The following is a 24,253-nucleotide window of genomic DNA, read 5'->3' on the forward strand; positions in this document are numbered from 1 at the left end:
CCGCAAGGTCCGATCTAGTCATCAAGATTCACCTTGCCTCCCCGGGGGACTCTTACCGGGATGTGAGCTGGCTGGGACCGAATGTCGGGCAGACGGCCGAAGTGCAACTGCTGCAAGCGCGCAAGTTGGTCGACTGCGGGTTGGGACGTGTCTGCAGTAGATCGAAGATGCGCTATGAAGGCTTCAATTGCACACTCCACGCCAGCGATTGAGAAATCACTGCGCTGTTTGGACCAACGACAGATGATCCTTCGCGTCCTCTCGTCATGCGGCGCGCGCGACCAAGGCGCTCGCGCGGTAGCCACTCCGAATGGCACGGTGGCACTTTGAAGTAGCACGATTGAACGAAGATCGCGCCTATTCACGCGCGCAAGAATCCTGGTGCCAATCAGTCCCCATTTATCGTTAAGGGAAGGGGATCGGTAGTCCGCATACAAGTAGGTGACATGGGGCAACTCCCCATTATCCTTGTTGCCTTTTACGGGCAGGCTTACGATTGTCGAAGCCATATCTGCAGCATCCAGGCCACAGGTTTCCGGCGCAAACGCAAACGCTGACTCTTTGCGATTCGTGAGATACGCTAGCGGCGTCATCTGTCCGAGTGCGGAGTGAGGCGTCGCGTTGTAGTTGGCTATGATGACGTCCAGGAGCTCCTCGAGAAGGTGCATCTGGATGGGATGGGCATCCGGAGAGAAGTTGCTGATCCTGATCTTGTTTTCCCCCAGCCGTTTGGCGGGCTCAAAACCGCCGGGGATCTTACGCAGCGCACCACGTTCCAAGCGCGAGAAGAATTGCTCTACAATGGGTCGTGAGCGCGGTGTGTGCGACTTTCCGAAGATCATCACACCTCCCCGAGCCCTGCAGAATGCTGCTTCGAGTGCATGGGCCGAGTGCGCAAGGAAGTTGTCCAGTGCGACAGCGGCCGAGCGCGTGACTATCGGCGTTGCTGCCTGATAGACGGGCATTCCAGCGCCAGGTGCGTAGAAGAGGTCCGGGATCGTCAGGTCCCTGGGAGCCCAGGGTTCCATTGACTTGGACAAGCAGAGCGCTACATCAAGATTGTCATAGCTCTGGCCGACACAGAGAAGCCATCCCGTTACCGCCCTGGATTCAGTCTCTATTTCGATGAGAAGCCATAGCCGTGACACTTTGCGCGTAACACGCGCGCCATTGGGCATATCGATGGAGATCTTGCATTCAACATCGATTTGGTGCGCGTCAAACTCCGTTCTGGCGAACAGGCCCATCCGTACTGCTTGCTCCAAAGCGACAGGAGCGTTCGATGCCGATTGAGGTTCATAAAGGTCCACGTCGGCTACTGCCGACTGCCGCCGCTTGAGCAAAGCAAGCAGCGAGCGCTTCCCCTTGCCAGGATCGTTCAGGGGGAATTTGTCCTCCAGGTTGTGCTGCTTCAGCTCCGCAAGGACTCGTTGGTGCAATTTTACGAACGCGCTTGGAGGGCGGCCCGGCGGCAGATGGGTTGCAAAGCCATCGATCAAGGCTTTAACACTCGGCACAGCTTCGGAGACTTTGTGCCACGCAAATCTTCCTGGAACCAGCGGCAATTCCGCGGGTTCGAAGGAAAGCTCAGTCGAGTAACTGCCCCATGGAATGCATACGCGAAATCCGTGCGGCATGCCATCGTGGGCTATCGTGGGCGCTTTCATTGCCATGCGCTTCAGGCGTTTGTGGCAGATTCCATATCTCCGGGATATAGCGGTGATGGTGGAACGGCCCAGAAGCAAGGCGGTGAGTGCTTCCTTGGCCACGCGGAACTTGGAGAGATGATCTGGTGCAATATCAACCGGATGTGGGGAGTACCACTCGTCGAGTGTCGCCTGATCATAGATTTCGTACCTAGCCATGACGCACCTCCACGAGGGCATCCGGATCCCCTGGGCGATAGTCCACGAGTTGTACGCGGCCGGTGTAGACGAGGCTTGCCACTGCGCAAGCCACTGCGAACCGGGCCTGGCCCGTCTGCAGTTGTAATGCGCTCATGGTGAGGCGCTCAACGTTCTGGAGCATGTCCTCAATCCTCACTTCCAACTGCCTGGCCCCCGCGATCTTTGCATTGGCCCAGACAAGCGGAAGTAGTTCGTAGGCAACAGCGACCTCGCTGGCGCGAGATGCCAGAGAGTTTTCGTGGACAAGTCGCAATACGAGCCCTTGATTCAAGGCCATGTGGATGAGCTCGTCATCTGCGGGAAGCTTGACTAAGCCAACGCTCAGTGAAGCCACCCGTTTTGTAGGGATTACAAACTGGTAGTGCTGGGTGCCATCCCTCCGCCCGACCCAGAAGCTCAACTCAAGGTCGCGCTTCTCGCCTACCGTGATTCGACGCGGCCTCTCAACATACATCTCCACCTGGGGGTCAAATTCGAGCATCAGCGCCTGGCAAAAGTTGACCAGGTCGGCCACCGTTACGGTCCGCCCATTCTTCGGGGACTGAAATACAAAGATTTCGCGGCGGTCGCGCTTGCCGCGTGCTAGCTCGAGAGGGGAATGGGGCAGATGCCCCTCACGGCGGTCTTCGTCCGTCGGTTTGGCGGTCGCGCTTTTTCCTGCGGTCATCATCCTGCTCCTCAGCCGTCGGCTTGCGAACGTCTGCCCGGTCTCGAGATTGGAACAAGGTGCCCATTCAGGTTCGCCTCCGCCATATGAGATGGGGAGGAAATGGGCGCACCCCTCCGCGCGAACGGGAAGTCGCTTGACTTTGTCAAGGAAAAGGGTGAGCCTCAGGGTACAGGCTGAGTTTCACCACCATCTGCTCCAACAGATGTCACTTGCCCCCGCGCCAACGGGGGCAAGTCATTTCCAGGGTTCGGAGATGTTAGTTTCCGGCTCTTGGTACTCTCCTCGGCGCTCGGCGAGCGCATCTTCGGGGACGTCTTGAGTCTGTTCTTGAAACGCTACAAGCCCGGCCCCTTGAGTTTGGGTTGTGGGGCGTCATTCCTGGTTGGGCTTCAGAGCAGCCGCTTCATCTTGCGGGGTGCCAGATACTGCCGGCGGACTGATTGCGGCCCTCAGCCCAACCATCCAGTCGGCGATGTCCATCGCAAAGGCAAATTTGCCGCGGCGGCCGGGCACTTTGAATATCTTCACGGGCAAGGTTCCGCGTGCCTCTGCTTGGCGGAGCGCGTGGCTGGAGCGATAGCCAAGAGCTCGCGGCAAGTTTTCATAGCCGATGAGAGGCCCGAAATGAAAGGTCAATTCTCTTTCGATCTCACGGCGTTCCGGGGCCAGGATTGATTCGTTGGTCCGCTCCGTCATGGCGTGGTCACACCCCGTCGCTTGTGTCCTCCTGATTCTGCCCCTCTAATACGGATGGTGGAAGGAGTAACAAACTCGCGTTTCGTTACCCATCAAAGGTGAATGGGGAGGGGCACGGCCATGGCGCTCAAAGAGATACCCTTTTACGGCGAGGCGCGACTTGCCCGCATGCGTGCAAGCACGAGCATACTTCCCGCCAACCGAGCCGTGCCGTACTGCCTGCGATCACTCAGTGTCGGATTGTGGTTTGAATGCTTGCGAAGCCGAATGGGCCTATCCAGCGCATACGCGCTCGGACAGTCGATATCCCCGGAGCGTCCCGGCTGCCACTCCAATGTGTGGGTGAAATATGCCCATGCGGAACACGTCCCGTCCCAGGCGACGCAGGCAGCAGCCGAGGCGCGCTATCCCGGCTCCCGCATGGTTCTATGTTCACCGGTCTGGGCCGCTCTGAATGTCCACGAGGCACTTGGCGGTTGTGGAGAATCAATACTCATGTCGCTCAGTGCACCTGTGCAACTGGAAGTGTTCAGCGGAGCGAGCTTGCGAGCCGGCATGTTTGTCCGCCGAGACCGTCGGTTACGAGAGATCACCGAGGGCTTGTGCGGGCTGGGCACTCTGGATAGCCTGGCGGCACTAGTGGTGATGTTGAGGGTCGCCCATGAGCAGGGCAGACGGCATGACTGCTTTGCCTTGGGGCGTGCACTGCACGATTGCCTGCTACTGGTGGGGCAGGATAGTCCCATCCAGCTTATTGCCGAAGAGCTGTTCTGGTACTTCAGCCATTTCGTGCTTCCTTTCACAGGGTGCCGGGGTGTTCGGATTGCATCGTCGCGACGCCGCTTGCTCCTGCAGCATGAGGTTCTCTCCCGCCTCGTACTTGAGCTTGAAGACAGCGGGTTCGACTATCTCCCAGGCATGCGTCACCCGCTCTTGCGGGTAGTCCGCAATCAGCAGCATGCTCCGTCTTCGCGCTTCTTCTCGCCCGGCGTCGGACCCTGCAGCGCAACATCGCGGCAGATGGCGCGGTAGCGCTATCAATACAGAGTCTTGTTGAGACGAGGAGGCATCCAGGATGGTGAGCGCAGAGACTAAAGGCTCGACCGATTACGAAATGAGCCGCTTGTGGTGGGCGGCACGGCTGTCGCAGTCGAGTAGAGGCTCAAGATGATTGCCTATCTTGGTTGGGGGTCGCTGGTATGGCAACCCGACGGTCTACCGGTTCGTGGTGGCTGGCAGACGGGCCAACGGTTTGCGTAGAGTTTTTAAGGCAATCCGGCAATGGACGGCTTACGTTGGTCATGCATGCGGCCGCGTCTGCTGTCACCTCCTTCTGGGTTGAGGCTGGTACCGACGACGAGGGCGACGCCAAGCGAGCCTTGCGTGAGCGGGAAGCCATTCCCTCAAAGAACATGGAGCGACACTTGGGGGTCTGGACACATGGCTGTCCAGCACCGGCGAGTATTCCTGGGCTCGCTGACTGGGCCGCTGCTCGCGGGATTACCACTGTGCTATGGACGGCGCTGCCACCGAAGTTCAACGGGGAAAATCAACGCGTCCCATCAGTGGAAGAAGCAGTTGCCTACCTCGCAAGCCTCTCAGGGCAAACTGCGACGCTCGCAGAAGAGTACGTCCGGCGAGCCCCGCCCCAGATTGACACCGTCTATCGTCGTGAGTTTGCTGCACGTCTAGGCTGGCATCCCCTTCCGAAAGGGAGCTAACTGCGACGTGCGTGTGATAGCCGATGGCCAAACTCCGGCAATGGCCAGCACCGTTTCTCACCTTGGGCCGACTTGGGCCGGAAGGCCCGGCCCTGTCAGCGCTGCCCGGGGCTCCGGCTCAACAACTGGATGAGCAGAAGCCACTTGTGTGTCACTTTGCCGGCGGAGGCAGCACAACGATGAGTGCCATCCATGGGGCGATTGCCAGAACAGTGGCAATGTACGCGTACTTCAAACAGCTGAATTTTGACGAGAGAATCTTGGAATTGCGCCAACATTGACCCAGGAGGTCTTCCTCGAACTCCATCAGCGTACGCTCCGCGCACTTCTGCAAGAACTCGTGCTCGGCCATGCTCGACACCCGTTCAAAGAAGATGAGCGAATTTGACCCGCCTCGCAGTTCCGGAAAATATCCGTACCACAGGTGCCAGAAGCTAACAGTAAGCGGTGTAAGGAACAAAACGCCCGCAACCGAGATCAGGGCCGTTAGTTCATCAAGTTTCGGCAGCCGCGTCGCGATCATGGCAAGCATGCCCAGGTTGATACCCAGGCCGACCGAGAGTTTTGTGTCTACACGGGAGAAGAAGCCCAAGACCAAATTCAGCTGCTGCCAAGCGGCACTAACGCGGTCGCTTTGATTTGGCGGGTGGCCGCCAGAATTTTGAGGTTCTTGCACGGGGTGAGTTCTCTGTCTTGAGGGATACGGTTTGTGTTCGTTTGATGGCAGATCGAAGACCGCAGATGTCCAGCGTTCCGCAGCAGCGCGCTCCTGCAGCCGCACAATCCTCAAGGAAAGCTGTGTCGGCCAGCGCACATCGGTGCTGTTCCAAGATGAAAGTGACCAGGGCCGCAGCGTGGTCGCCACATGCAGTGATCGCACCGTCAGGATCGCGGCCACATGGGCAGACTGGGGGTCTCCCGACCAAGGTTTCAGTGCGCGTCGACACCCGAGCAAGGAGTAGTTTGCCGTGCCAGAGCTCGAGCCTCCGCTTCTGAGGGCGCGAATCCTTGCGGACCATGAACTGCCCCGCGAGCACATCTGCCTTGAATGCCGGACCCAGTCGTTCGGCTGCCTGCTCAGCATTGGCCTGATGCTGCGCAGCACGACCGTGCGCGCGGCCGTTCTCCGCTCCAGGAAAGACCCGGCGGGCGTTCGCGCCGATCTGGTAGGTCAGGTACTGGTAGACCGTGGCCCACCAATGCCTCGCTGCTGCTTCGTCTTGGATCCGGCTCGGATTGTCTTCTCCCCAGCCGAGGCAGAAGCTACGGTCACCGTTGATATGCCGATCGGGACAGAACCCCGGCAGCATGCCGGGGTCGGCGATCTCGCGCACTGAGACGTGCTCGCCTGCAACGGAGACGAGCAATCTAAATGCGTACTCGGCTCCGCCGGCCCGAACCACTGTGATCCCAACCAGCCCCCCGACAGGGTCTACGATCAACGTGGCACCGTAGTCCGGTGCCACGCGCTGCAGCAGCTCCAAAGGCCTTGGCGTCACGTCGCGGCCACATGAGGACGGATCGGCTGCGCGAGCGCAGGAGCCACTGCGGGTGCCACTTCAGCGTAGTGTGCCTCCAGTGTTGCCTTCGCCACGCGGTCCCCGGATGCGGCGAGTTCCTCCACCGCTGCGGCATAGTCTAGGTTCGCCGCCTTTCGCTTGTCGGTAAAGACGGTCCGTATCGCGGCGCTGGCGGCCTTGTAGGCATTTTCACCAATGGCCGTCTCCACACCGTCGCAGAGTCGTTGTTGGGCTTCAGATTCCAACACCGCTCGCCCCGTGGCACACCGCAGAAGGCTCCCCTTCATGCCCAGGCGGGAAATGGCAAGGGGGCCAAGTTCGAAGCCAATGGCCAATCCCAGCTCTGCCACTTCCGCGCCTTCGGCGCTCAGTTGCTCCAGGGCAGTGGAGAAACTGCTGCGCAATGCACCCGCGCACTGGGCAGCGGTGCTGACCGTGTCCTGCGCATCTGTCGTCTGTGACGTGCCCTCCAGCAGCACCCCATGAAGGCAGTCGCCAATAAAACGGACACGACGCCCTCCAAAATCCTCGTGTACGACCGCATCCAGCTCAGAGCGCAATACGTGCAGTGTTCGAACCAGATGTTCGGGATCCTCCTCTAAGTGCTTGTCCACGAAGTCGGTGAATCCGTCAATGTCGGCATAGATCGAAACGCCATCAAATCGCCTTGAGTTCGCCGCGCTGAGCAGGGAGAAGTCCAGATCAGAAAGCGGAGGCGTCGGTCGACTGAACTTGAATTCGCCGATAGGGAGCTCGGCCTGTTCATCTTTCCAGAGTTCGATGATGCGCGACTTGGAAATGCCGAGTGCAGCGGCCTCGACGCATGCGGAAATCTGAGCATCGGTCAGCGAAGTGGTGCGGTCCTTGTTGCCGGTCAAGGTAGGCAGTTCAAGCACGGCACGTGCGCCGTGCGTCAGGTAGATGCCTTCAGCCCCTCCATGCCCGGCACACTTGGCCGCCTGATTGGCTGGGGAGCCTAAGAAAAGAGGTTCTCGGCTGGCGCGACGACCATTGTTGACGGCCAACGCCATCCCGCTGTCAATGCCGACACGAACCTGGGCATTGGGGATGTGCGCGTCCGAGTCGCCCGTTTCAGCCAGCACATCGATGGCGAGCTGGGCGATCGCAACCGCGCGCTCGATCCGGGCGCGTTCGTTGGCATCGCCGTACGGCTTGGTCACAACCGCATGCAGCCGCTGGTTGTGAAAGTCCACACGGATGGCATCACTTTCAACGAGGATGCGATGGACGGCGCGGCAGTGCTGATTCAGGAATCGAAGGGCCCGCTTGTGGCAGGTTTCGCCTTCGATGTCAGTGCAGCTAAGCATGTCCGCCAGATTGACGATGTCGATGTAGACATGCGCCCCTTGGACGCGATAGGCGCGATTGACTGGAATATCCACCAGCGAGGTTTCCCGCTTGTAATCGCGGATGTCCACGTCGCGGACTTCGGCGTAACGGGTGGCAATGCGCTTCTTGGTGCGATCTTTTTTCCAGCTGTGTCCCATCGTGCTACTCCCTGCGCCCAAGAGGAGGCCAGGCCGGGCGGGTCGCGTCGCCTACGGCGTGGCTGGCAGCCGGATTCATTCCAGCTCCTTTGGGCGTATATTGGGACCCAGTTCACACTTTCAAGGGGGCAGTATGGGGACTGGGATCGTCGAGCGCCTCGCGGCGGATGATGGCAGGCGACTGATCGCCGCCTTGGCTGAGTTCCGCCTGCTGGCCGGCTTGGACGCGGCCGCAGCCCAGCTGGCACAGGCCGGGGAATTGCTCGACGTGGGGACAGGGCAGGCCTTTATCACTCAGGGCGCCCCAGAGACCGACGTTTTCTTCATTGTCTCCGGCTCCGTGGACGTGCTGGTCAACGGCAAAGTGGTTAATACCCGAAGGGCTGGGGACCACGTCGGCGAAATGGCAGCCATCGAACCGGCGCAACTGCGGGCGGCAACTGTTACTGCACGCGAGCCGACCGTAGTGCTAAAGGTGCCGGAAATCGATTTCAGCAGGATTGCGGATTCACACCCCGTCATCTGGCGGCGGCTGGCCGCGACCCTTTCGCGCCGTCTAAAAGAGCGCAATCACATGATTACCCAACCTCGCGGACAGGTCCGGGTCTTTGTGATGTCGTCGGTGGAGGCGCTCCCTGTCACGCGGTTGCTGGTACAGCACTTCGAGCACGACCCGTTCCTGACGGTGGTATGGGACCACGGGGTGTTCCGCGCCGCCAACTACACACTTGACGAGCTCGAGCGCCAGCTGGAACAGGCAGACTTTGCCATTGCCGTGGCCCACGCGGATGACATGGTCATCAGCCGCGGTGACGAGTGGCCTGTCATGCGCGACAACGTCGTCTTTGAACTGGGTATGTTCATTGGATTCCTGGGGCGTCGGCGCGCCTTCTTGATGGAGCCGCGCGAAGACAAGCTGAAGCTTCCCAGTGATCTCACGGGGCTCACGACCGTCCCCTACCGATACACCCCTGGCCCGGACGCCCGGGCTTTGATTGCACCGGCATGCGAACAAATTCGCTCCCGCATTCTCGAAGCTGGGCCGAGGGACTGACGGTGGCACTGCTGGAAGAGATGACGGCCGCCGTGCAGGCGATAGCACAAACCCGATGGTCTACACGGAGAGGTCAAGTTGTACCCGATCCAGAAGATCTGCGATTGGGCAATGACGCAGTGGAGTTTGATCGTGCCACTGTTTTGTACGCGGACCTGAACGGCTCAACGAATATGGTCGACACCGAAGCCTGGCAGTTGAGTGCAGAGATCTACAAAGCGTTCCTGCACTGTGCAGCGACGATCATCAGGAAAGAGGGCGGCAAGATCACCTCCTACGACGGAGATCGTGTCATGGGCATCTGGGTGGGTGACCGGCAAGCCACGCCGGCGGCTAAGGCCGGGTTGAAAATCAACTATGCGGTCAAGATGATCGTCATGCCAGCGTTGAAACAGCAGTACCCCGACTGGACAGGTACCGTGAGGCATGTCGTCGGAATCGACAGCAGCCCAATCCGAGCTGCTCGCACGGGTATTCGAGGCGGCAACGACATCGTCTGGGTTGGACGCGCGGCCAATCATGCGGCCAAGCTCACGGACCTGGACCTTGCCCCGTCAACCTGGATTACCGATGAGGTGTTCATCCGGTTGGCTGATGAGTTGAAGTACGGTGGAACGCCGCCGACTCTGATGTGGGAGGCGTTCCGCTGGAACCGGCAGGGTGGTCGCCGCATTCACGGATCAGACTGGGCTTGGCGCGTCTAAAGCGCCCTCTGCGGACCCGGCATTCGCAGGGCCAGCATGGCAGGGAAAGGGCGCACTGTTAGAGGCCGATTTCATGGCGCGGGAGTCAGGCAGCCGAGTCCTGCCCTCCGATGAGTGCGCGCCGGGAGAGGAACCCGCTGCCATTGCGGAGCTCTGGCAGAGGTTCATCTACGCACCGGCCCCTAGCGCCGCATTGATCTCAGCGAAGGCCTTCTCAAAGCGCTCCAGCGTTTCATTGATGGCCGTAGTTTCCGCGGCCAGCACGTGCTGATTCTGGATGAGCCAGTTGGCGGGAGTGAAATGATCCAGGGGCGGAACGGAAGCCCCCATGACATTAAACAGTGCTTCGGCCTGTTTGACCTGGCGCGTCAGGGCACCGTCTTGGCTGAACTGCCGGGCGGAAATTTGCCCTTTTCCCTTCAGACCGTAGGCACCGTTGAGGATGTCGGCGAAGACGGCGGGTGCGAAGAAGTCCTCAATGTCGCTCTCCGCCTTTCCGGTGAAATCCGTGGCTACCAAGACGCCGGAAGTCTTCATGATCTGAGACTCCCTCAGCCGCTGCACCTTGCCTTTATCGCCATTGCCGTAGTCACACAAGGCGACCATGTGGATGCCCTTGCCAGAGAAGAGCGAGGCGAACGATTGCACTTTGTCTATGCCGCCTGTGGGGCAGATCACCCACCGGCTGTCCAAGCCTTGGCGCTTGCGTTGCTTGAGCGCGTGCGATGCCGCCTGAAGATAGAGCACATCCGAAGGTCCTTCGACCAACAGGGTATGCGCTCCCACAAACAGGCTTTGGGTAACCTCGTAACCGAGATGGGCCTGAAGGGGGAACAGCGTGTCCTGATCGACGCTCAGGACGTCCGCGGAGACCTGTGTGCCCTTAACGGTGGGGCGGCGACGCTGGTCGTAGGTGACAACGTCCTCGACGACGCGAACGTCCGCAAGACGATCGGCCGGCACCATAAAGGGCGAGTGGGTGCTGTAGATGACCTGGGGGTCGGGGAGTAGACGCTCAATGATGTAGCGGAGCAGATCAGCTTGCGCCTTTCCATGTAGCGTCAATCCAGGCTCATCCAGAAGGATGATCGCACCGGGGTTCCTCTTTCGCATCTGCTTGAACTGCGACAGGAAGGAGAAGAACCAGACGAATCCGGCGCTGCGCTCAGACAGGGGCACCGAAACCTTGTGGTTGTCATTCCGAATGCGGATTTTGGCAACAGTCCCGCTATTGAAGGGGGCGGGATCCTCGGAGAGGCCTTGGGCAAGCGCTATCTCTACACTGAGCGCGTCGTTCTGACTCCAAAACTCGAAGATCTCATCGGTAATTTCATTGGAGGCGGCTTGGCAACGTGCGTTGAGCTCTTCCAGGCGTGTGCTGGACTGCAATTCGCTGACCGACGTCCCGGCGTACTCGAGGAAGTCGAGGAAAATCTGGTCACCCGGGGAGATCGTCGCGCCGCTTTGGGTGTCACGAGACAGCTTGTCCAGCGATATCTCCCCGGACATGCGATCAAAGTGAGAGGTATAGAAGAACGCCGGCATCCTTTTCTGCAGGATATCGATGGCCGCCAGCACTGGTTTCCCCTTGCGGAAGCCGCTGATGGACCGCTTGACCGCCTGCAATTGGTCAGACGGCTCGGGGTGCGCATCTATCTCGACCACGAGTCGATCCAGCAATATCTTGGAAAACTTCTCCCGCTCCTCGCCTGCCACACCGTGCTGGTCGAGCAGAAACGCGCGCACCACGTTGGGATCGACGTGAATGCTCCAAGTGCTGTGGCCACTGTAATCTGTCGTTACGTCAACGGTCGTACTACTTAACGCGCCGGCACCCAGGACGTCGGCGACCGCCTTTTGGTCTTCGTGGCTGAGCTCCCAGGTCAGGGTGGCAACCGGTGCGGGTTCGTCGTCGTGGCGTTCCTCATACCGCGTGAGGAAGCGGCGGGGGTAATCGTGCACCGTGTCGTAAGCAAACTGGTCGGCGATGGGACGGGTACCAAACAACGCCGTCAGAATTGCAGTCTTGCCCGCCTCGTTCTTACCGACCAAGCAGGTCAGCTCTCCGACATCGAACGTTCCGGAATCCTCTGCAGAACGGAAGTTTCGGATCCGTGCCTTGACTAGCTTCATGCTGCCCCCTGATTCCTGCCGTGGATGGTGCGCGTCTTGTGCAGGATAGGGCCCGAGCGGGGCACATTCAACGCGCACTGCTGGCCGCTCGGGCCGGAGGCTCAGTCCTCATCCATCAGGCGCGCGGCGGGGTTGCTGCCGACGCCGCCCTGCTGGAAATATCCGATCACGCTGGCCACGGAGCGGTGATCGGTCATCGCCATCAGCGCCGGCAGGGCCACCCCACGCCGCGCACCTTCGGTAACAAAGCCCGAGCGCAGGCTGTGGCCGGCAAAGTCCCCGTCCAGACCGGCCAACCGCGCCCGGTCCTTAACGATGGCGGCGACCGCCTTGCCGCTGAGCGCGCCGCCCAATGACCGTGGCCAGACGCGCCGGAACAGGGGGCCGTCGGTAATCTCGGCCATGTCCAGCCAGTCCTGCAGTGCGGTGGCTGCCTCTCCCAGGATGGGCTTGTCGGGGCTGCTGCCAACCACTGGCCCGGACTGCAAGGTTTTTCCGTGATCCAAGCGATAGGTGTAGCCGCCTTCGGGCAGTCGGGTGAGGTGATTCACCGTCGCCTCGGCGACTTCGCTGCGGCGGCGCCCGCCGCTAGCAAAGGCAAAGTAGAGCAGGGCGCGATCGCGCTTCCCCTTGAGCGAGGTGTCGCAGGTGGCCGCCATTGCGCGCAGATCTGCGGCTGACAGCGCGGTCTTCTTGGCCGGGCGCTCGCCTCGTTTGTGAGAAGCCCTGCGCCCCTTGGACAGTAGGGTCCTCACGGCGCGATCCTCGCAAGGGTTGTCTTGGCGGGCCTGCTTGTGGGCCGCCGACAAGACCGCCACCCGGTGGACCAGGCTGGAGAACGCCAGCGGCCCAGGCTTCTTCTTCAGGCCCGCATGCACCAAGGCACTATCCAAGTCTGCAGGCAGATCCCAACGAAGCCCCAAATCGCCTGAGCGCCCCATGTGATCCACGATGAACTGAACCACTGCCGCCGGGGGGACGGGTAGGGCGATGGGCCTGCCATAGCGCCCTTCGAACCAGCCCGCCCAATAGCGCAGGGCGCCGGCGTAGCTGCGAATGGTGTTAGGCGCTTCGGCCTCCTGCAGGATGTCTCGCACCGCTTCTGCGGCGGAAGTGGCCAGCCGCTCCGGAACCAGCCCCGAAACGAGTTCCCCTGACGCAGCAGTGATATTATTCATATGTACTATGTATTGTGCACTATGATTAGGTTGAGCTACATCTGATAAATATGCCTTATCAGACATGGCCTGCCAATTCTCACCGTTCCGCAGAAGGACACCCAATGGCCAAGGGCATCAGCGAACTGGATGTGCACCAGGCAGCGGACGACATCATCGCCGCCGGCGAACGTCCCACCGTCGAGCGAATCCGAGCCCACTTGGGCACCGGCTCGCCCAACACCGTCACGCGTTGGCTGGAGACCTGGTGGCAGACCGTAGGCTTTCGCCTGCGCCAGCGCGCCATTGAGGCGGCGGTTCCAGGCATCCCAGAGCGGGTAGCTCACCTGAGCCAGCGTTTGTGGCAGGCCGCGCTGCAGGATGCCGGCGAGCTCGCTCAGACCCAGCTGGAGTCGACCAGGCACGCACTGGAGGAACGCGAGCGCCTGCTGGAGGAGGACCGGGTGGCCCTGACGCTGGCGATTGAGGCCAGCCAGAAGCGCGAAAGGGAGGCTCAGGTCCAGACTCAGGCCGCCGCCACCACCGCGGAGCAGTTGGCGGCACAGGTCTCCCAGATGACGGCACAAGTACAAGACCTGCTGCGCCAACGCGATGGAGCCTATGGACGGGCGGAGCGACTCGAGCAGGAACTGGATGCCGTACGCCGCAGTCTGGGCGAGGCCGCGGCCGCTCACGAAGAAGAGAGGAGGGCGCTCCAGGCGCACGTCAGGGCAGTGGAGGATCGTGCCCATACGGAGGTTGACCGGCATCGCCAGGCGTTGCGGTCAGCCGAGCAGGAGTGGGGGCGGGAGCGCATGGCCTTGGCCACCTCATTGCGAGAGAGCGAGCAACAAGCCATTGCTGCTGCCAACCGCGAGCAACAGGCATTGCGCCGACTGGAAGGCGTGAACGCGCGGGCTGATGGCTTGGAGGCGCAGCTGACGTCACTGAAGGAAACCACTCGGCAAGTTACCGAGGCACTCCGACAAGGGAGAGCGAACACGGCAACGCCAAGCAGGCAAAGCAAGCCACGCCGCACCGCGCCCAGAAGAGTGGGCGAGCCGACACAAGAACCCAATAGCAGGAAATCTAAGACTTGAGGCCATCCATTCGATCAAGGCTTCTTTCCCGAAAGACTTGGAGGACGTACACGCCCCCCCCAAAGTTCATCCTCGACCGCGCCCGAGAGCACGGCGCGACAGGCCCCGTACGAACGGTAGAAACCAGCACGCCGGAGGAGGAACGCCATGAAGCAGGGAAGAACTGACAGAGATTGGGCGGTGGTCGCTGTGATGACCTTTGCCGCAGGAGCCGTCTTGACTTGGGCACTCATGAGCAAGCCGAGTCCCAAATCCGCCACGTTAGCGCTTGACTGGCCGGCGTGGGTGCAAGCGATCGGCAGCATCGCAGCCATCATCGCCGCGGGACTGATCCCCCTTTGGCACGCCAGAGTCAGGAGACGGGAGGTCACACAGTCCCTCATAGAGCTGATTTCCTATGCGCGATTTCCAGCGACACTGATGCTGGCGCAGTTCGAGGGCGGATTCGGCGGCCCCCGGCTGATCTTGGCGCATCTGACCCAGCTTCATAAGGCTTTCGATTCAGTCAACTATGTTGACGTGCCGAACCGATCCTTGGCGATTGCGCTGCAGCAATCAGCAACGGCTGTGAGTGCACTTAAGGAGATCCAGGAACTCTTTCTGAGAAAAGAAGAGATGAAAAAGGGGCGGGGGAGCGAGATCGTTAAAAAGTACCTGCTCATGCTCGATAGAGCCGTCGAAGAAGCAATCAAGGCAACCGGTCAGCGGCCTCGAGACTTCAACTACGACACAATCGTGCTGCCTAATGAATAGCCCATGCAAATGCTGTTCGTTACAACTACGCGGTAATAGTCACAAACCTCTCTCTAGTAATCCACTGCCGAGGGCTATCCGGCAAATCGTGCGGAGTCGGAGGGAGTAGCTGGCGTCTGAACGGGGGAACTCGCCTGGCGATGTAGCAGGGGCCTGGTGCACTGGACTGTAACAGAGCAGTTTCACTGTCACCGCGCCTTGTTACGGTAAAGAACCTCCGTTACATTCGCTGCTATGAACGACCTCGACGCCGCAGCCCGCTATCTTCAGGGTCTACTACCCGACATGGTCGGTGAGCTCGAGCCCTGGCCCAGCTCCAAGACGCGCGGCTTACCCCACTTCCTCGCCACCCTATTCGGCCTGGCCGAGCTTGACCTGCTCGGCCACAGGGTGCTGCTGGCCACCGTCCCGGCGCAGACGGAACCGTTGCCACCTTTGCGGCTGATCGCGCAGGTGCATCGATTGGCGGAAAAGGCCGGCTTGAGGGTCATTCTCGTGCTCTCCGGCGTTTCGCCCTACATTCGCTCCAAGCTCATCGAGTCTCGGGTGGATTTCGTTGTGCCTGGTAGCCAACTGTTCGCTCCGAGCTTCCTGATGAGCTTACGCGAGCGCGATTCGTCTCCAAGGGTGCTCACATCCGCTGGGGAGCGGTTGAGCCATCCGGCACAAGCGGTTCTGATCGCGGCCCTGTTGCGGCCCGACTTGGAGGAGCGCGGCATCCCTGGCAGCGTCCCGTGGGTGCCGCTCGACCTGGCGCGCGAGGCAGGCTACTCACGCATGACTGCCTCGCGGGTCGCCCGTGAACTGGTGGCGGCTAACCTCGTCAGCGCCCAGCGCGAGGGGCGGGAGACGAAGCTACGGTTCTTGAAAGCGCGCCGCTCCTTGTGGGCGGTCGCGCTGCCGCGGCTGCGCTCGCCGGTGCTGCGCACCACTTGCATCGGCAAAAGTGGCTTGGACATGCTGCTGGCCGATCATTGTCGTGCTGCGGGAGAAACCGGCCTGTCCGTTCTCACCGAACTGGCGGCGCCATCGCGTCCGATCGCTGCGATCGGACGAGACTGCTTCCGTCGGCATCCGGAGCCGGAATGGTTTCCCGTGGCCGGCGAGGGCTATGCAGACGTGCAGCATTGGGCGTACTCCACCCGCCTGGGTGGCGCGGGCACCGTCGTGGACCCGTTGTCGCTGTACCTGTCCTTGCAGGGACAGGGCGACCCGAGGCTGAACGGCGCGCTGCGGGACCTGCTCGATGAGGTCTTCGTCTGATCGCAGGCGCGCGGGAGCTCGGCGAGTGGTGCCTGAACTCCGGTACCAGTCCGCGGTCATCGGGGCCGTTGCGCTGGCCGTCGTAACGCAGGAAGCGAAGCGGCAAGTGGGGCCACGAAGGATCTGGAACGTGGTGCTGAGCGTGGAGGCGCTGACGCTTGCGTTCGGCCAGCGGTTCTCGGGGGGATATCGAGGCAGCGGCTACGAGGTGCGCCAGCCCTCGGACCGACACTCAACGTTCTATCGCTTCCGGCGGCCTGCGCCCAGAAACTGCAGGAGTGGCCGACGGGTCGTTTCGACCTGATCGTCTGCAGCGGGATGGACGACTAACCCGGGCCGGATGCCCTGCTCGAACTGCGTGACGGTGCGCATGGGGCGACGAAGGACGGTAGCCTGCTGGTGGCTTGCCAATGGCTGCCCATCCCTCAAGTAGCAATGCCTTGGGCGCATGCGCTGGCTAGGATTGTGCCGCGCTGAATCTGCTTCTGGCCGGCAGACGATCACCCTCGAAGTCGCAGGGCTAGGACAACTGATCTCAATCATGGAGGGATAGATGTGGCCTAACCCTTAACAACTCCGTGAGGGCGGCTTACATCGCATCCACAGTGATGCCATGAAGGATCATTGAAGCATGCTGGGACGCAAGTTTGTCCAGCGCAGGTGCATGCGGACTCGAGGTCCCGAACAGCTCGTGGAACAGCACACCCATTACGATCGGAGCCATGATTGAAAAGGCCATGAGATTTGAGTCGCCGGCGCGGACGGTCCCCTTGGCCTGCGCCCGCTCGACAGCGCTTGCCACCAGCCGGATCATGCGAGATGCAACTTCGTCATGCCAGATCCTCGCAAGCTCAGGAAACATTCGGCTCTCCGATAGCACCATTCGCAATGCTGCAGACAAGCGGGCATCGCCACCTGATGAGACCGCTCGCTGGAAGAGCGTCGGGATTAGCTCCTCAATCGACCCGTCGAAGGTCGCCTGTGCCGTCTCAAGGCCTTCCAGATTTGTGGAGATCAACTGGCGCGCTGCGGCTCGAAACAGCTCTTCCTTGGTTTCAAAGTAGAGGTAGATCGTGCCCTTCGCGACTCGTGCGCGCTTCGCGATATCAGAGAGCTTTGCGGCAGCAAAGCCGTTCTCAAGGAAAACATCTACCGCAGCGTCTACAATCTCGAGCGGCCGCGCCTCCTTGCGACGACTCCACTTAGGTTGCATCTCGCTCACGTGCTCAATCTCTTGCCCATGCGGGAATCCCAATAGCGCTGCAGCTCGTCTAGGGACTGCGTTGGCTGTGCCAATCCCACCCAAGTGTCAGGCCGCAGAACGTAGACAGCGTCCTGCTGACGTCCAGCGCGGCCATGTTCTTCGTGCCAGGTAAACTCGCGAAGAGCCATGCCGCGGCTGTCGCACCAGCCCTTTAGTTCAGTACTGGCTCGTCCATAGACATGGACCTGCCAGCCGATTTGCTCTGAGATCGCGTAGTTGTCCTCACCACGCGTCTTCACCCAGGGCAGGCGATCGCCGCCTTCAATCTTTCCAGCCTTGCCCTGGCTCAAGGGGCTATGCGATCTACAGCATCATCATGATCAACGTTGTCTTCCACGTGATCCCGCTGATTCTCGGGGTCGGCTACGGCGCGGGAACGCTAACTGCGATCATCATCTTCATCCCCCTCTGCGCTTGGATGATCTACACATCCTTTGGCGCGGGTCGTATGAGCTATCGAGCACTAGCCCTTTTGGTTGGTGCGGGAGTGTTGTTCCATGCCCTACTCACTATTCCGATGATTCTCCTGCTGCAAGGTGCAATCTCAGAGACGTCCGTAGTCATGATTCAGGTAGCCAACCCCTTTGTGCTGATGGTCATCTTGTCGGCGGCGGAGCGCTCGCGCTTGAGCATGCCGGCAAGGCAGCGTCGGCCAAGTGCCTCTCGCTAGCTCGAGTCTTCTTCGGCGCCTAGTCAGACCTCCCATCCCGTCTCGCTCACGCAGCCGCTTCGGTGACCCCTGGCGGACAAGGCGGAGCAACTTTAATGGTGCCTGTCCCCGCCTGTGTTGAGGCGGGGTAGCAGCTTGCAATGGCGTTAGGGATTCTCGATGGGAGCCAGATCATTTGCCCCTATTGCTCGATGGAGGAGGGGGCTGGCTCGCTCCTATTGAGCCGACGCCTTGCCCGGGCCTTTGTATCTGCTCAGCCAATAGCTGTAAGGCGTGGGTAGCACGCTGGCTGGGAGCTCCTGGCCAAGCGCAATGGCCATTTGGTACGGATAGTGCGGATTGGATAGGTGGGCCCGCCCGATCATCACTAGGTCAACCTGACAGTCCGCTACAACGCGCTCGGCAGTCTGTGGATCATCGATGCACCAACCTGTGGCCACCGGAAGCCCAGTTTCATTAGCAAATCGCTCAGCAAGGGGTGCCAGGAACGCCTGTGTACCCCATGGGACGCGGCCACCAAGAGCACTGAAGCCAATGCTCACGTTGAGCAGATCAAGCCCCAACTCTCGCATTTCTTTGCCAATCTCAATGGAGTCGACCAGTGCTTGGCCATCGCGCGAGTTGTACTCCACAACTCCAAAGCGCGCGGTCAGCGGCAGATGCTCGGGCCAAACCTTACGGACGGCCGCCAATGTCTCCAGCAGGAAGCGTGCTCTGTTCTCCGCACTGCCACCGTAGCGATCCTCCCGCTTGTTGCTGTCGGGGCTGAAGAAGCTCTGCGCCAGATAGCCATGAGCGAAGTGAAGCTCCAGCCATTCAAATCCTGCAGCAAGCGCACGCTTGGCTGCAGCGACGAAATCCGCTTGAACGCGATGAATGTCCTCAACCGTCATCTCGTTGGGAACTCTATCGAGCGAGCCGCCAAAGGCGATCGGCGAGGGACCAAGGATCGCCCATCCTGCGGGATCATCGGCTGCGATGTGGTCATCGCCTTGCCATGGCCGATTTGCACTAGCCTTGCGCCCTGCGTGGCCGATCTGGATGCCAGCTACGGCACCGCCTTGCTTGATGGCAGAAGCGATGGCTGCCATTCCTGGAATTTGCTCATCACCCCACAGGCCAGCACATCCCGGGGTGATGCGTCCTTCCGGAGACACGGCGGTAGCCTCGACAATCACGAGCCCAGCGCCTCCGCGCGCAAGCGCGGCATAGTGGCTGAGATGCCAATCGTTGATACGGCCGTCCTCCGCACTGTACTGGCACATGGGCGGCACCGCGATACGATTCTTAAGAGTGACACCTTTGAGCTCGAATGGGCTAAACAGGGCAGACATAAACGGGGCTTTGGGGAGAGCAAGAGGAGCAAGCACGGGGATTTACTCCGGCTTAGGACGTTGACTTGGCGGCTCGAGCTGCTTCCACCAGGCCGTCCAGCCAATCCTGGTGACCATTGATCATTGGATTCGGCTTGGCCAGACGCAGGGCTTCTGCAGGCTGTCCCTTCTGCGTCTCCTGCGTGAGGATCCGCACTCGGCCACCATCAAGGTCTTCGACAATCCACGCATGATGAACGTCAAGTCGATCGGCAGACCCGGGCTCACCGGCCCAGCCATGCCAAGCGATCCGGCCCGGACCCTCGGAGGTAGGAGCCTCATGCTCGACGCATTGAGCCTCCACGGGGAAGCCAAAGGTTTCAAAGTAGAATCGATCCCCGTTTCGCAACAGAGGGCCGGCGCCATCGTGGAAGCGCACATTGGCTGAATTTCCGTAGTAGGTCGGCCACAGACGTGGCTCTTCAAGCAACGGCCAAACATCAGCTGCGGCAAGGCCGAGGACGATCAGCTCATTCGAGACAAAGTTTTCGGTGTAACCAGGAAGGTAGCCTTCCGGCCAACGAATGCCGTTCATTTTCATCATATGCTCCTTAGGGCTAGCGGCGCGGCTCGCCGATGAATCGTTAAAATTACGTTCGCCAGCTTCTAACTTGCAGACCTCTGACTTCTACAGCCGAGACACTTGCTCCGTACCGTCGTGTCTCAGTTTGGCGAGGACTGCCTGGCAGTCGAAAGCTGGCTGAGGGTGTGCGTGGAGCTAGACGTACGCGCCAGCTGAATACGTAAGCTCGTAGCTGTGGCTGTAGATCTCCAGGATGTTGCCCAGCGGATCCTCCATGTAAACCATCCGATAGGGCTTCTCCCCTGGGAAGTACTCTCGAACCGGCATTCGCTGCTTTCCACCAGCTGCCACAATCCGAGCGGCCAGGCCTTCAACGTCCGGATCCTGAATACAGAAGTGGAAGACGCCCGACTTCCAGTACTCGAAGTTGTTCGCGGGACGCTCGGCGTTATTGAACTGGAAGATTTCGACTCCAACCCGGTCACCAGTGGATAGATGTGCAATGCGGAAGCTGCCCCATCCAGGCCCAAACACATCCGTGCACATCACGCCAATTGCGCTTTCGTCTTCAGCAATCCTGGTCGGCGGCATGACGAGGTACCAGCCCAAGACTTCTGTATAGAAGGAAACCGCGGCATCGAGATCGGTAACAGACAGGCCGATGTGGGAGAAGGCGCGAGGGTAGGGAGGGGGTAGGGCAGGCACGGCACACCACTGAAGAGAGGGGTAGCCGCAAGATTAGACCCTGCAACTCAACCATGATCTGATCCATTTTTATCAGATTGATAAAATATTCTTATGCTGAATGAGCATTGGCTCCGATCCTTTCGGGCTATCGCAGAGGTCGGGAGCTTTACCAGGGCCGCAGGCCAGCTGCAGCTCACCCAGGCTGCGGTCAGTCAGCATGTACGTCATCTTGAGCAACAGCTGGGTGCCCTGTTTCTGCGCAGACCACGATTTATTGAGCTGACGCCGGCGGGAATGGCTCTATTGCAGTACTGCCAAGAGATGGATTCGGCCGATCGCCGGCTTCAAGCCAAGCTCGCGAGCGCGGACAGCGATCAGGGGGAGTTTGCGCTGATAACCCCCGGGAGTGTTGGCCTTGCTCTTTACCCGGTGTTGCTGGACTTCCAGCGCACCCATCCCGGCTTGATCATTCGTCATCGCTTCTCGCCGGACCCAGAAATCCTATCGGCGGTACTGGAGAAGAAGTACGAGGTGGGTCTACTTGCACTTCGGCCGGATGACCCTCGGCTGCGGGCTGAGCCCTTCACCGAGGAGGCGCTTGAGCTGGTAGTTCCGAGAGGTGCCTGCGCGGACAGCTGGGCGGATCTTCAAAAGTTGGGTTTCGTTGATCATCCAGATGGCCAGGCTATGGCCACCCGCCTTCTCGCCCGCAAGTTCCCAGGAAATCCAGGCGTACGCGCGCTTCCTATACACGGCTTCACCAATCAGGTTGCGCTCATCCTTGAGCCGGTATCGCTCGGGCTGGGATTCACTGTCATTCCGCGACACGCCCGTGAATCCTTCGCTCGGCAAGACGCAATTGAGGTGGTTGACTGTGGATCTCCGGTGGTTGACACCCTCTGGATGATCCATCGATCCGAATGGCCACTGTCTGGGCCAGCTAAATGGTTGACCCAACAGCTTCGAGGCCTGCCTCGATTCAGCGGGAGGAGGGCTCCACCTCTCGCTGGAGCGGACTGAGGCCCCTTCTATACTGGTCTGGGGTCCGGCCAGAGTGTCGCTTGAACATCTCACTGAAAGACGTTGAGTTTGCATAGCCCAGATCGTCTGCAATCTGCGTAATTGATCGGTCTGAACCCAAGGCATCAATTGCCCTCAGAAAACGAAGCCGACTGCGCCACTCTCCGAACCCCATCCCTAGCTCGCGCTTTGCCAAGCGCTCAAGTGATCGAACACTAATGTGGTGGCGCTCTGCGACCTCAAGTGCCGACGGAGAGTCCTGAAGGGAGGTCTCGGCATAGCTCAGAATCCGCTTTAGCACGTCACCGCTGGCCAGCGGCAGGAAGCTCGACATCACCGGCGCGGCCAGAATCAGGTCAAGGGCGACCGCGGAGAGTCGCCGGTCTTCTGGCTTAACGGCCTCGCCGATGTCACGACGGGCCAGTTCGTCCAAGATCTCCCTAAGCAACGAGCTAACCGCTAACGCAGTCGGAATGCTGGGCATCTGCGCCGACGCGCCGACCGAAAGGTATGCGGATCGATAAGCAACCGCACCACGGTTTCGGGATGAGTGGTGAACACCAGGCGGAATCCATATCGCATAGTGGGTAGGGGACACCATCCAGTCCTCGCCTACCTGTAACTCCATGACACCCTGCGCAACATAGTTGAACTGCCCCCACGGATGCACACGAGCATCCCAGTCGGAGGGAGGCAAAGTCCCTTGCCGAACGTAGATGTCTCCAGGGATGGAGCTGAACGAGGGGACGGGGTCCATTGCCATGTCGCATTCAAGATGAAGATTGGCGCAAATTATGGATGTAACGAAATTCCGCCAAGTCTACGCTACTGGCTGTTGATATCCAGTATCTGAGGATGCCATGTACTACCTGCTCCCCCTCCTGGCCTGCCTTCTCTGGGGCGCCAACACCATCGTTACAAAGCTCGCTGCAGGGACCGTCGGCCCGGTCGATATTAGCTTCTGGCGATGGCTTGCTGCGGCCATCATCTTGCTCCCATTCGCCCTGCCGCGCCTGAAGTCGAACCTAGCGGTCCTGAAAGCCAATTGGGCACGCTTCCTCGTGCTCGGTGCTTTGGGCGGTGTCATGTTCCAATGCCTGGCGTACTACGCCGCACATTTCACTTCTGCGACCAACATGGGCGTTATCCAGGCACTCATCCCGTTGATCGCTCTTGCCTTGTCGCGCATCTTCATGGGTCACGCAGTCCGCGGTGGCGCAGTGATTGGTTCGATCATCTCCTTGGTTGGGGTGATAGCGGTAGTGTCCCATGGTGACTTTGAAGCCTTGGTTTCCCATGGAATCAACAAAGGTGACGCCCTGATGCTGCTGGGCGCTTTGGCTTTTGCCACCTACAATTTGCTGATGCACAAGTGGCGCATTCCCGTAACGCTGATCGAATCCCTGTTTCTTCAAGCCATGTCTGCAACGATCCTGCTGCTACCTCTTTTCCTTGTCGCAGGCACTGGCGTCCAGGGTGGCGCAGCCAGCGGCTGCATTGCATTCGCAGCAATCGGCGCTTCGATCATGGCACCGTTGGCATGGATGACCGGCCTGCATCGGCTGGGCTCTGCTCGCGTGGCCGGGTTCTTCAATCTCGTCCCGATCGTCACTGCATTGCTTGCGGTGGTGGTCCTCAAAGAGTCTCTGAGCACCTGGGTCGTGGGTGGCGGTTTGATGGCAGTATTTGGTGTGGTACTGGCGGAGTACGCAGCTCGCAAGAAGCCTGACGAGGTCATGGTCGTGGATGACACCTCGACCAAGCGCTGAAAGACAATTGCATAGCTGCAGTTCAAATGAAAACGGGCCGCTTGAGGCCCGTTCTCCTTGTTCGGGGAACGCTTCTTCGGCTAGCCAGGTTCAAAGGGCCCTCTCCTCAAGGTGAAGTTGCATCTAGACAGCGCTCTTCAGCTGAGTTGGGCACATGCCGGTTAGTCGGCGAAACATTGCAATAAAAGGGGAGGGGCCGCTATAGCCCAGCCGCTTGGCAACATCACCAACTTTGCAGTCGCTCTGGAGGAGAGGGAGGGACGCAGCAAGCTTCAGCCTCTGGCGCCACTCACAACATCCCAGGCCAGTAGCGGCAACCCAGCGTCTTGCAGGAGTCCGAGAGGATACGCCAGCAACTTCTGCCCATTGAACTAGTGACTGGCCACTTCCTGGATCGGCTTGTAGCGCATCGATGATGGGGGCTAACAAGCGCGAAAACGCCAAGAATGCGCGGCCAAAGCTTCTGTTCCGGTAACTCAGCGAATGACCGGGGATCACCCCAAAGCGGAAAGGCTAACAGTAGGAACCGGGGATGCTTCGCGGCCCAGCTGCGCATCTTGCGCTGCCGCCGCCAAGCGATAGCCTTTGCGTCTCGAAGCTTGTGTAGGGCGCAATCCTCCACGTCAGACAGTCGCGCCGAAAGGGTATAGGCCCCGCGACAAGCCCATCGGAGGCATTTAGGGGTTCGCTTTAGCGACCTGTGGAGCTGCTGTGGAGTGGGCCGGAGAAATGTCTTCACATCAACAACTGTAAAGACGTCG

At 60.1% G+C, this 24,253-nt stretch carries 22 protein-coding genes; 7 read left to right on the plus strand and 15 right to left on the minus strand.

Going from position 1 to position 24,253, the window contains the following annotated elements:
* Positions 1-14: 14 nt before the first annotated feature.
* From J3A72_RS13355 to J3A72_RS13380, 6 genes are all read right to left on the minus strand, one after another.
* Positions 15-1,865: a hypothetical protein gene (locus tag J3A72_RS13355; RefSeq protein WP_024956856.1), complete on the minus strand. Its 1,851-nt coding sequence runs from the start codon at positions 1,863-1,865 to the stop codon at positions 15-17.
* Complete coding sequence (locus tag J3A72_RS13360; protein WP_049401583.1) at positions 1,858-2,574, minus strand: hypothetical protein; 717 nt, start codon at positions 2,572-2,574, stop codon at positions 1,858-1,860. Before J3A72_RS13360 ends, J3A72_RS13355 begins: the two co-directional genes overlap by 8 nt.
* A 375-nt stretch (positions 2,575-2,949) precedes the next feature.
* The gene (locus J3A72_RS13365; RefSeq protein ID WP_024956858.1) at positions 2,950-3,273 is read right to left on the minus strand and encodes a hypothetical protein; all 324 of its coding nucleotides are present in this window, start codon (positions 3,271-3,273) and stop codon (positions 2,950-2,952) included.
* A gap of 720 nt (positions 3,274-3,993) precedes the next feature.
* Positions 3,994-4,233, minus strand: coding sequence for a hypothetical protein (locus J3A72_RS13370; RefSeq protein ID WP_126412177.1), 240 nt, complete (start codon positions 4,231-4,233; stop codon positions 3,994-3,996).
* A 912-nt stretch (positions 4,234-5,145) separates the two neighbouring features.
* Positions 5,146-5,892: a Pycsar system effector family protein gene (locus J3A72_RS23240; RefSeq protein WP_126412175.1), complete on the minus strand. Its 747-nt coding sequence runs from the start codon at positions 5,890-5,892 to the stop codon at positions 5,146-5,148.
* 597 nt (positions 5,893-6,489) lie between these two features.
* A complete protein-coding gene (locus tag J3A72_RS13380) occupies positions 6,490-8,022 on the minus strand; it encodes an adenylate/guanylate cyclase domain-containing protein (protein WP_064238533.1) in 1,533 nt (510 codons plus the stop codon).
* A gap of 133 nt (positions 8,023-8,155) precedes the next feature.
* Between J3A72_RS13380 and J3A72_RS13385 the strand changes: the two genes are divergently transcribed.
* A complete protein-coding gene (locus tag J3A72_RS13385; protein ID WP_088428977.1) occupies positions 8,156-9,076 on the plus strand; it encodes a TIR domain-containing protein in 921 nt (306 codons plus the stop codon).
* A 2-nt stretch (positions 9,077-9,078) separates the two neighbouring features.
* Positions 9,079-9,780 (plus strand): adenylate/guanylate cyclase domain-containing protein, encoded by a 702-nt coding sequence (locus J3A72_RS13390; protein ID WP_024956864.1) that lies wholly within the window; start codon positions 9,079-9,081, stop codon positions 9,778-9,780.
* Between the two features lie 168 nt (positions 9,781-9,948).
* Here the strand turns inward: J3A72_RS13390 and J3A72_RS13395 are convergent, their stop codons facing one another.
* Both J3A72_RS13395 and J3A72_RS13400 read right to left on the minus strand, forming a co-directional pair.
* Positions 9,949-11,913: an AAA family ATPase gene (locus tag J3A72_RS13395; RefSeq protein WP_049402765.1), complete on the minus strand. Its 1,965-nt coding sequence runs from the start codon at positions 11,911-11,913 to the stop codon at positions 9,949-9,951.
* Between the two features lie 101 nt (positions 11,914-12,014).
* On the minus strand, positions 12,015-13,091 hold the full coding sequence (locus J3A72_RS13400) for a site-specific integrase (RefSeq protein ID WP_049401586.1): 1,077 nt from the start codon (positions 13,089-13,091) through the stop codon (positions 12,015-12,017).
* Positions 13,092-13,195: 104 nt separating this feature from the next.
* Here J3A72_RS13400 and J3A72_RS13405 point away from each other — a divergent pair, with 104 nt between their 5' ends.
* From J3A72_RS13405 to J3A72_RS13415, 3 genes are all read left to right on the plus strand, one after another.
* Positions 13,196-14,170, plus strand: a complete 975-nt coding sequence (locus tag J3A72_RS13405; protein ID WP_049402764.1) for a DNA-binding protein — start codon at positions 13,196-13,198, stop codon at positions 14,168-14,170.
* 147 nt (positions 14,171-14,317) lie between these two features.
* Positions 14,318-14,923 carry a hypothetical protein gene (locus J3A72_RS13410; RefSeq protein ID WP_033836002.1) on the plus strand — a complete coding sequence of 202 codons (606 nt, stop codon included), beginning with the start codon at positions 14,318-14,320 and terminating at the stop codon, positions 14,921-14,923.
* A 234-nt stretch (positions 14,924-15,157) separates the two neighbouring features.
* Positions 15,158-16,186, plus strand: coding sequence for a hypothetical protein (locus J3A72_RS13415; RefSeq protein WP_049402763.1), 1,029 nt, complete (start codon positions 15,158-15,160; stop codon positions 16,184-16,186).
* A gap of 589 nt (positions 16,187-16,775) precedes the next feature.
* Here the strand turns inward: J3A72_RS13415 and J3A72_RS13420 are convergent.
* The gene (locus tag J3A72_RS13420; protein ID WP_209572153.1) at positions 16,776-17,399 is read right to left on the minus strand and encodes a TetR/AcrR family transcriptional regulator; all 624 of its coding nucleotides are present in this window, start codon (positions 17,397-17,399) and stop codon (positions 16,776-16,778) included.
* A gap of 5 nt (positions 17,400-17,404) precedes the next feature.
* Positions 17,405-17,740, minus strand: a complete 336-nt coding sequence (locus J3A72_RS13425) for a hypothetical protein (RefSeq protein ID WP_043033500.1) — start codon at positions 17,738-17,740, stop codon at positions 17,405-17,407.
* Between the two features lie 26 nt (positions 17,741-17,766).
* Here J3A72_RS13425 and J3A72_RS13430 point away from each other — a divergent pair, with 26 nt between their 5' ends.
* Positions 17,767-18,120, plus strand: a complete 354-nt coding sequence (locus tag J3A72_RS13430; RefSeq protein WP_043033501.1) for a hypothetical protein — start codon at positions 17,767-17,769, stop codon at positions 18,118-18,120.
* A 215-nt stretch (positions 18,121-18,335) separates the two neighbouring features.
* On the opposite strand, the gene J3A72_RS13435 is transcribed toward J3A72_RS13430, so the two are convergent.
* From J3A72_RS13435 to J3A72_RS13455, 5 genes are all read right to left on the minus strand, one after another.
* Entirely contained in the window at positions 18,336-19,454 is a 1,119-nt protein-coding gene (locus tag J3A72_RS13435) for an NADH:flavin oxidoreductase/NADH oxidase (RefSeq protein ID WP_049402762.1), read from the minus strand.
* 52 nt (positions 19,455-19,506) lie between these two features.
* Positions 19,507-20,034: an SRPBCC domain-containing protein gene (locus tag J3A72_RS13440; protein WP_223224789.1), complete on the minus strand. Its 528-nt coding sequence runs from the start codon at positions 20,032-20,034 to the stop codon at positions 19,507-19,509.
* A 177-nt stretch (positions 20,035-20,211) separates the two neighbouring features.
* Complete coding sequence (locus tag J3A72_RS13445) at positions 20,212-20,721, minus strand: lactoylglutathione lyase family protein (RefSeq protein ID WP_033836000.1); 510 nt, start codon at positions 20,719-20,721, stop codon at positions 20,212-20,214.
* A 519-nt stretch (positions 20,722-21,240) separates the two neighbouring features.
* Positions 21,241-21,531, minus strand: a complete 291-nt coding sequence (locus J3A72_RS23055; RefSeq protein WP_049402761.1) for a hypothetical protein — start codon at positions 21,529-21,531, stop codon at positions 21,241-21,243.
* 151 nt (positions 21,532-21,682) lie between these two features.
* Positions 21,683-22,486, minus strand: coding sequence for a helix-turn-helix transcriptional regulator (locus J3A72_RS13455; protein ID WP_043033503.1), 804 nt, complete (start codon positions 22,484-22,486; stop codon positions 21,683-21,685).
* Between the two features lie 97 nt (positions 22,487-22,583).
* Here J3A72_RS13455 and J3A72_RS13460 point away from each other — a divergent pair, with 97 nt between their 5' ends.
* A complete protein-coding gene (locus J3A72_RS13460; RefSeq protein WP_064238531.1) occupies positions 22,584-23,492 on the plus strand; it encodes a DMT family transporter in 909 nt (302 codons plus the stop codon).
* Positions 23,493-24,253: the final 761 nt, after the last annotated feature.

This window comes from Stenotrophomonas sp. PvP093, assembly GCF_017876915.1.
GTDB lineage: Bacteria > Pseudomonadota > Gammaproteobacteria > Xanthomonadales > Xanthomonadaceae > Stenotrophomonas > Stenotrophomonas muris.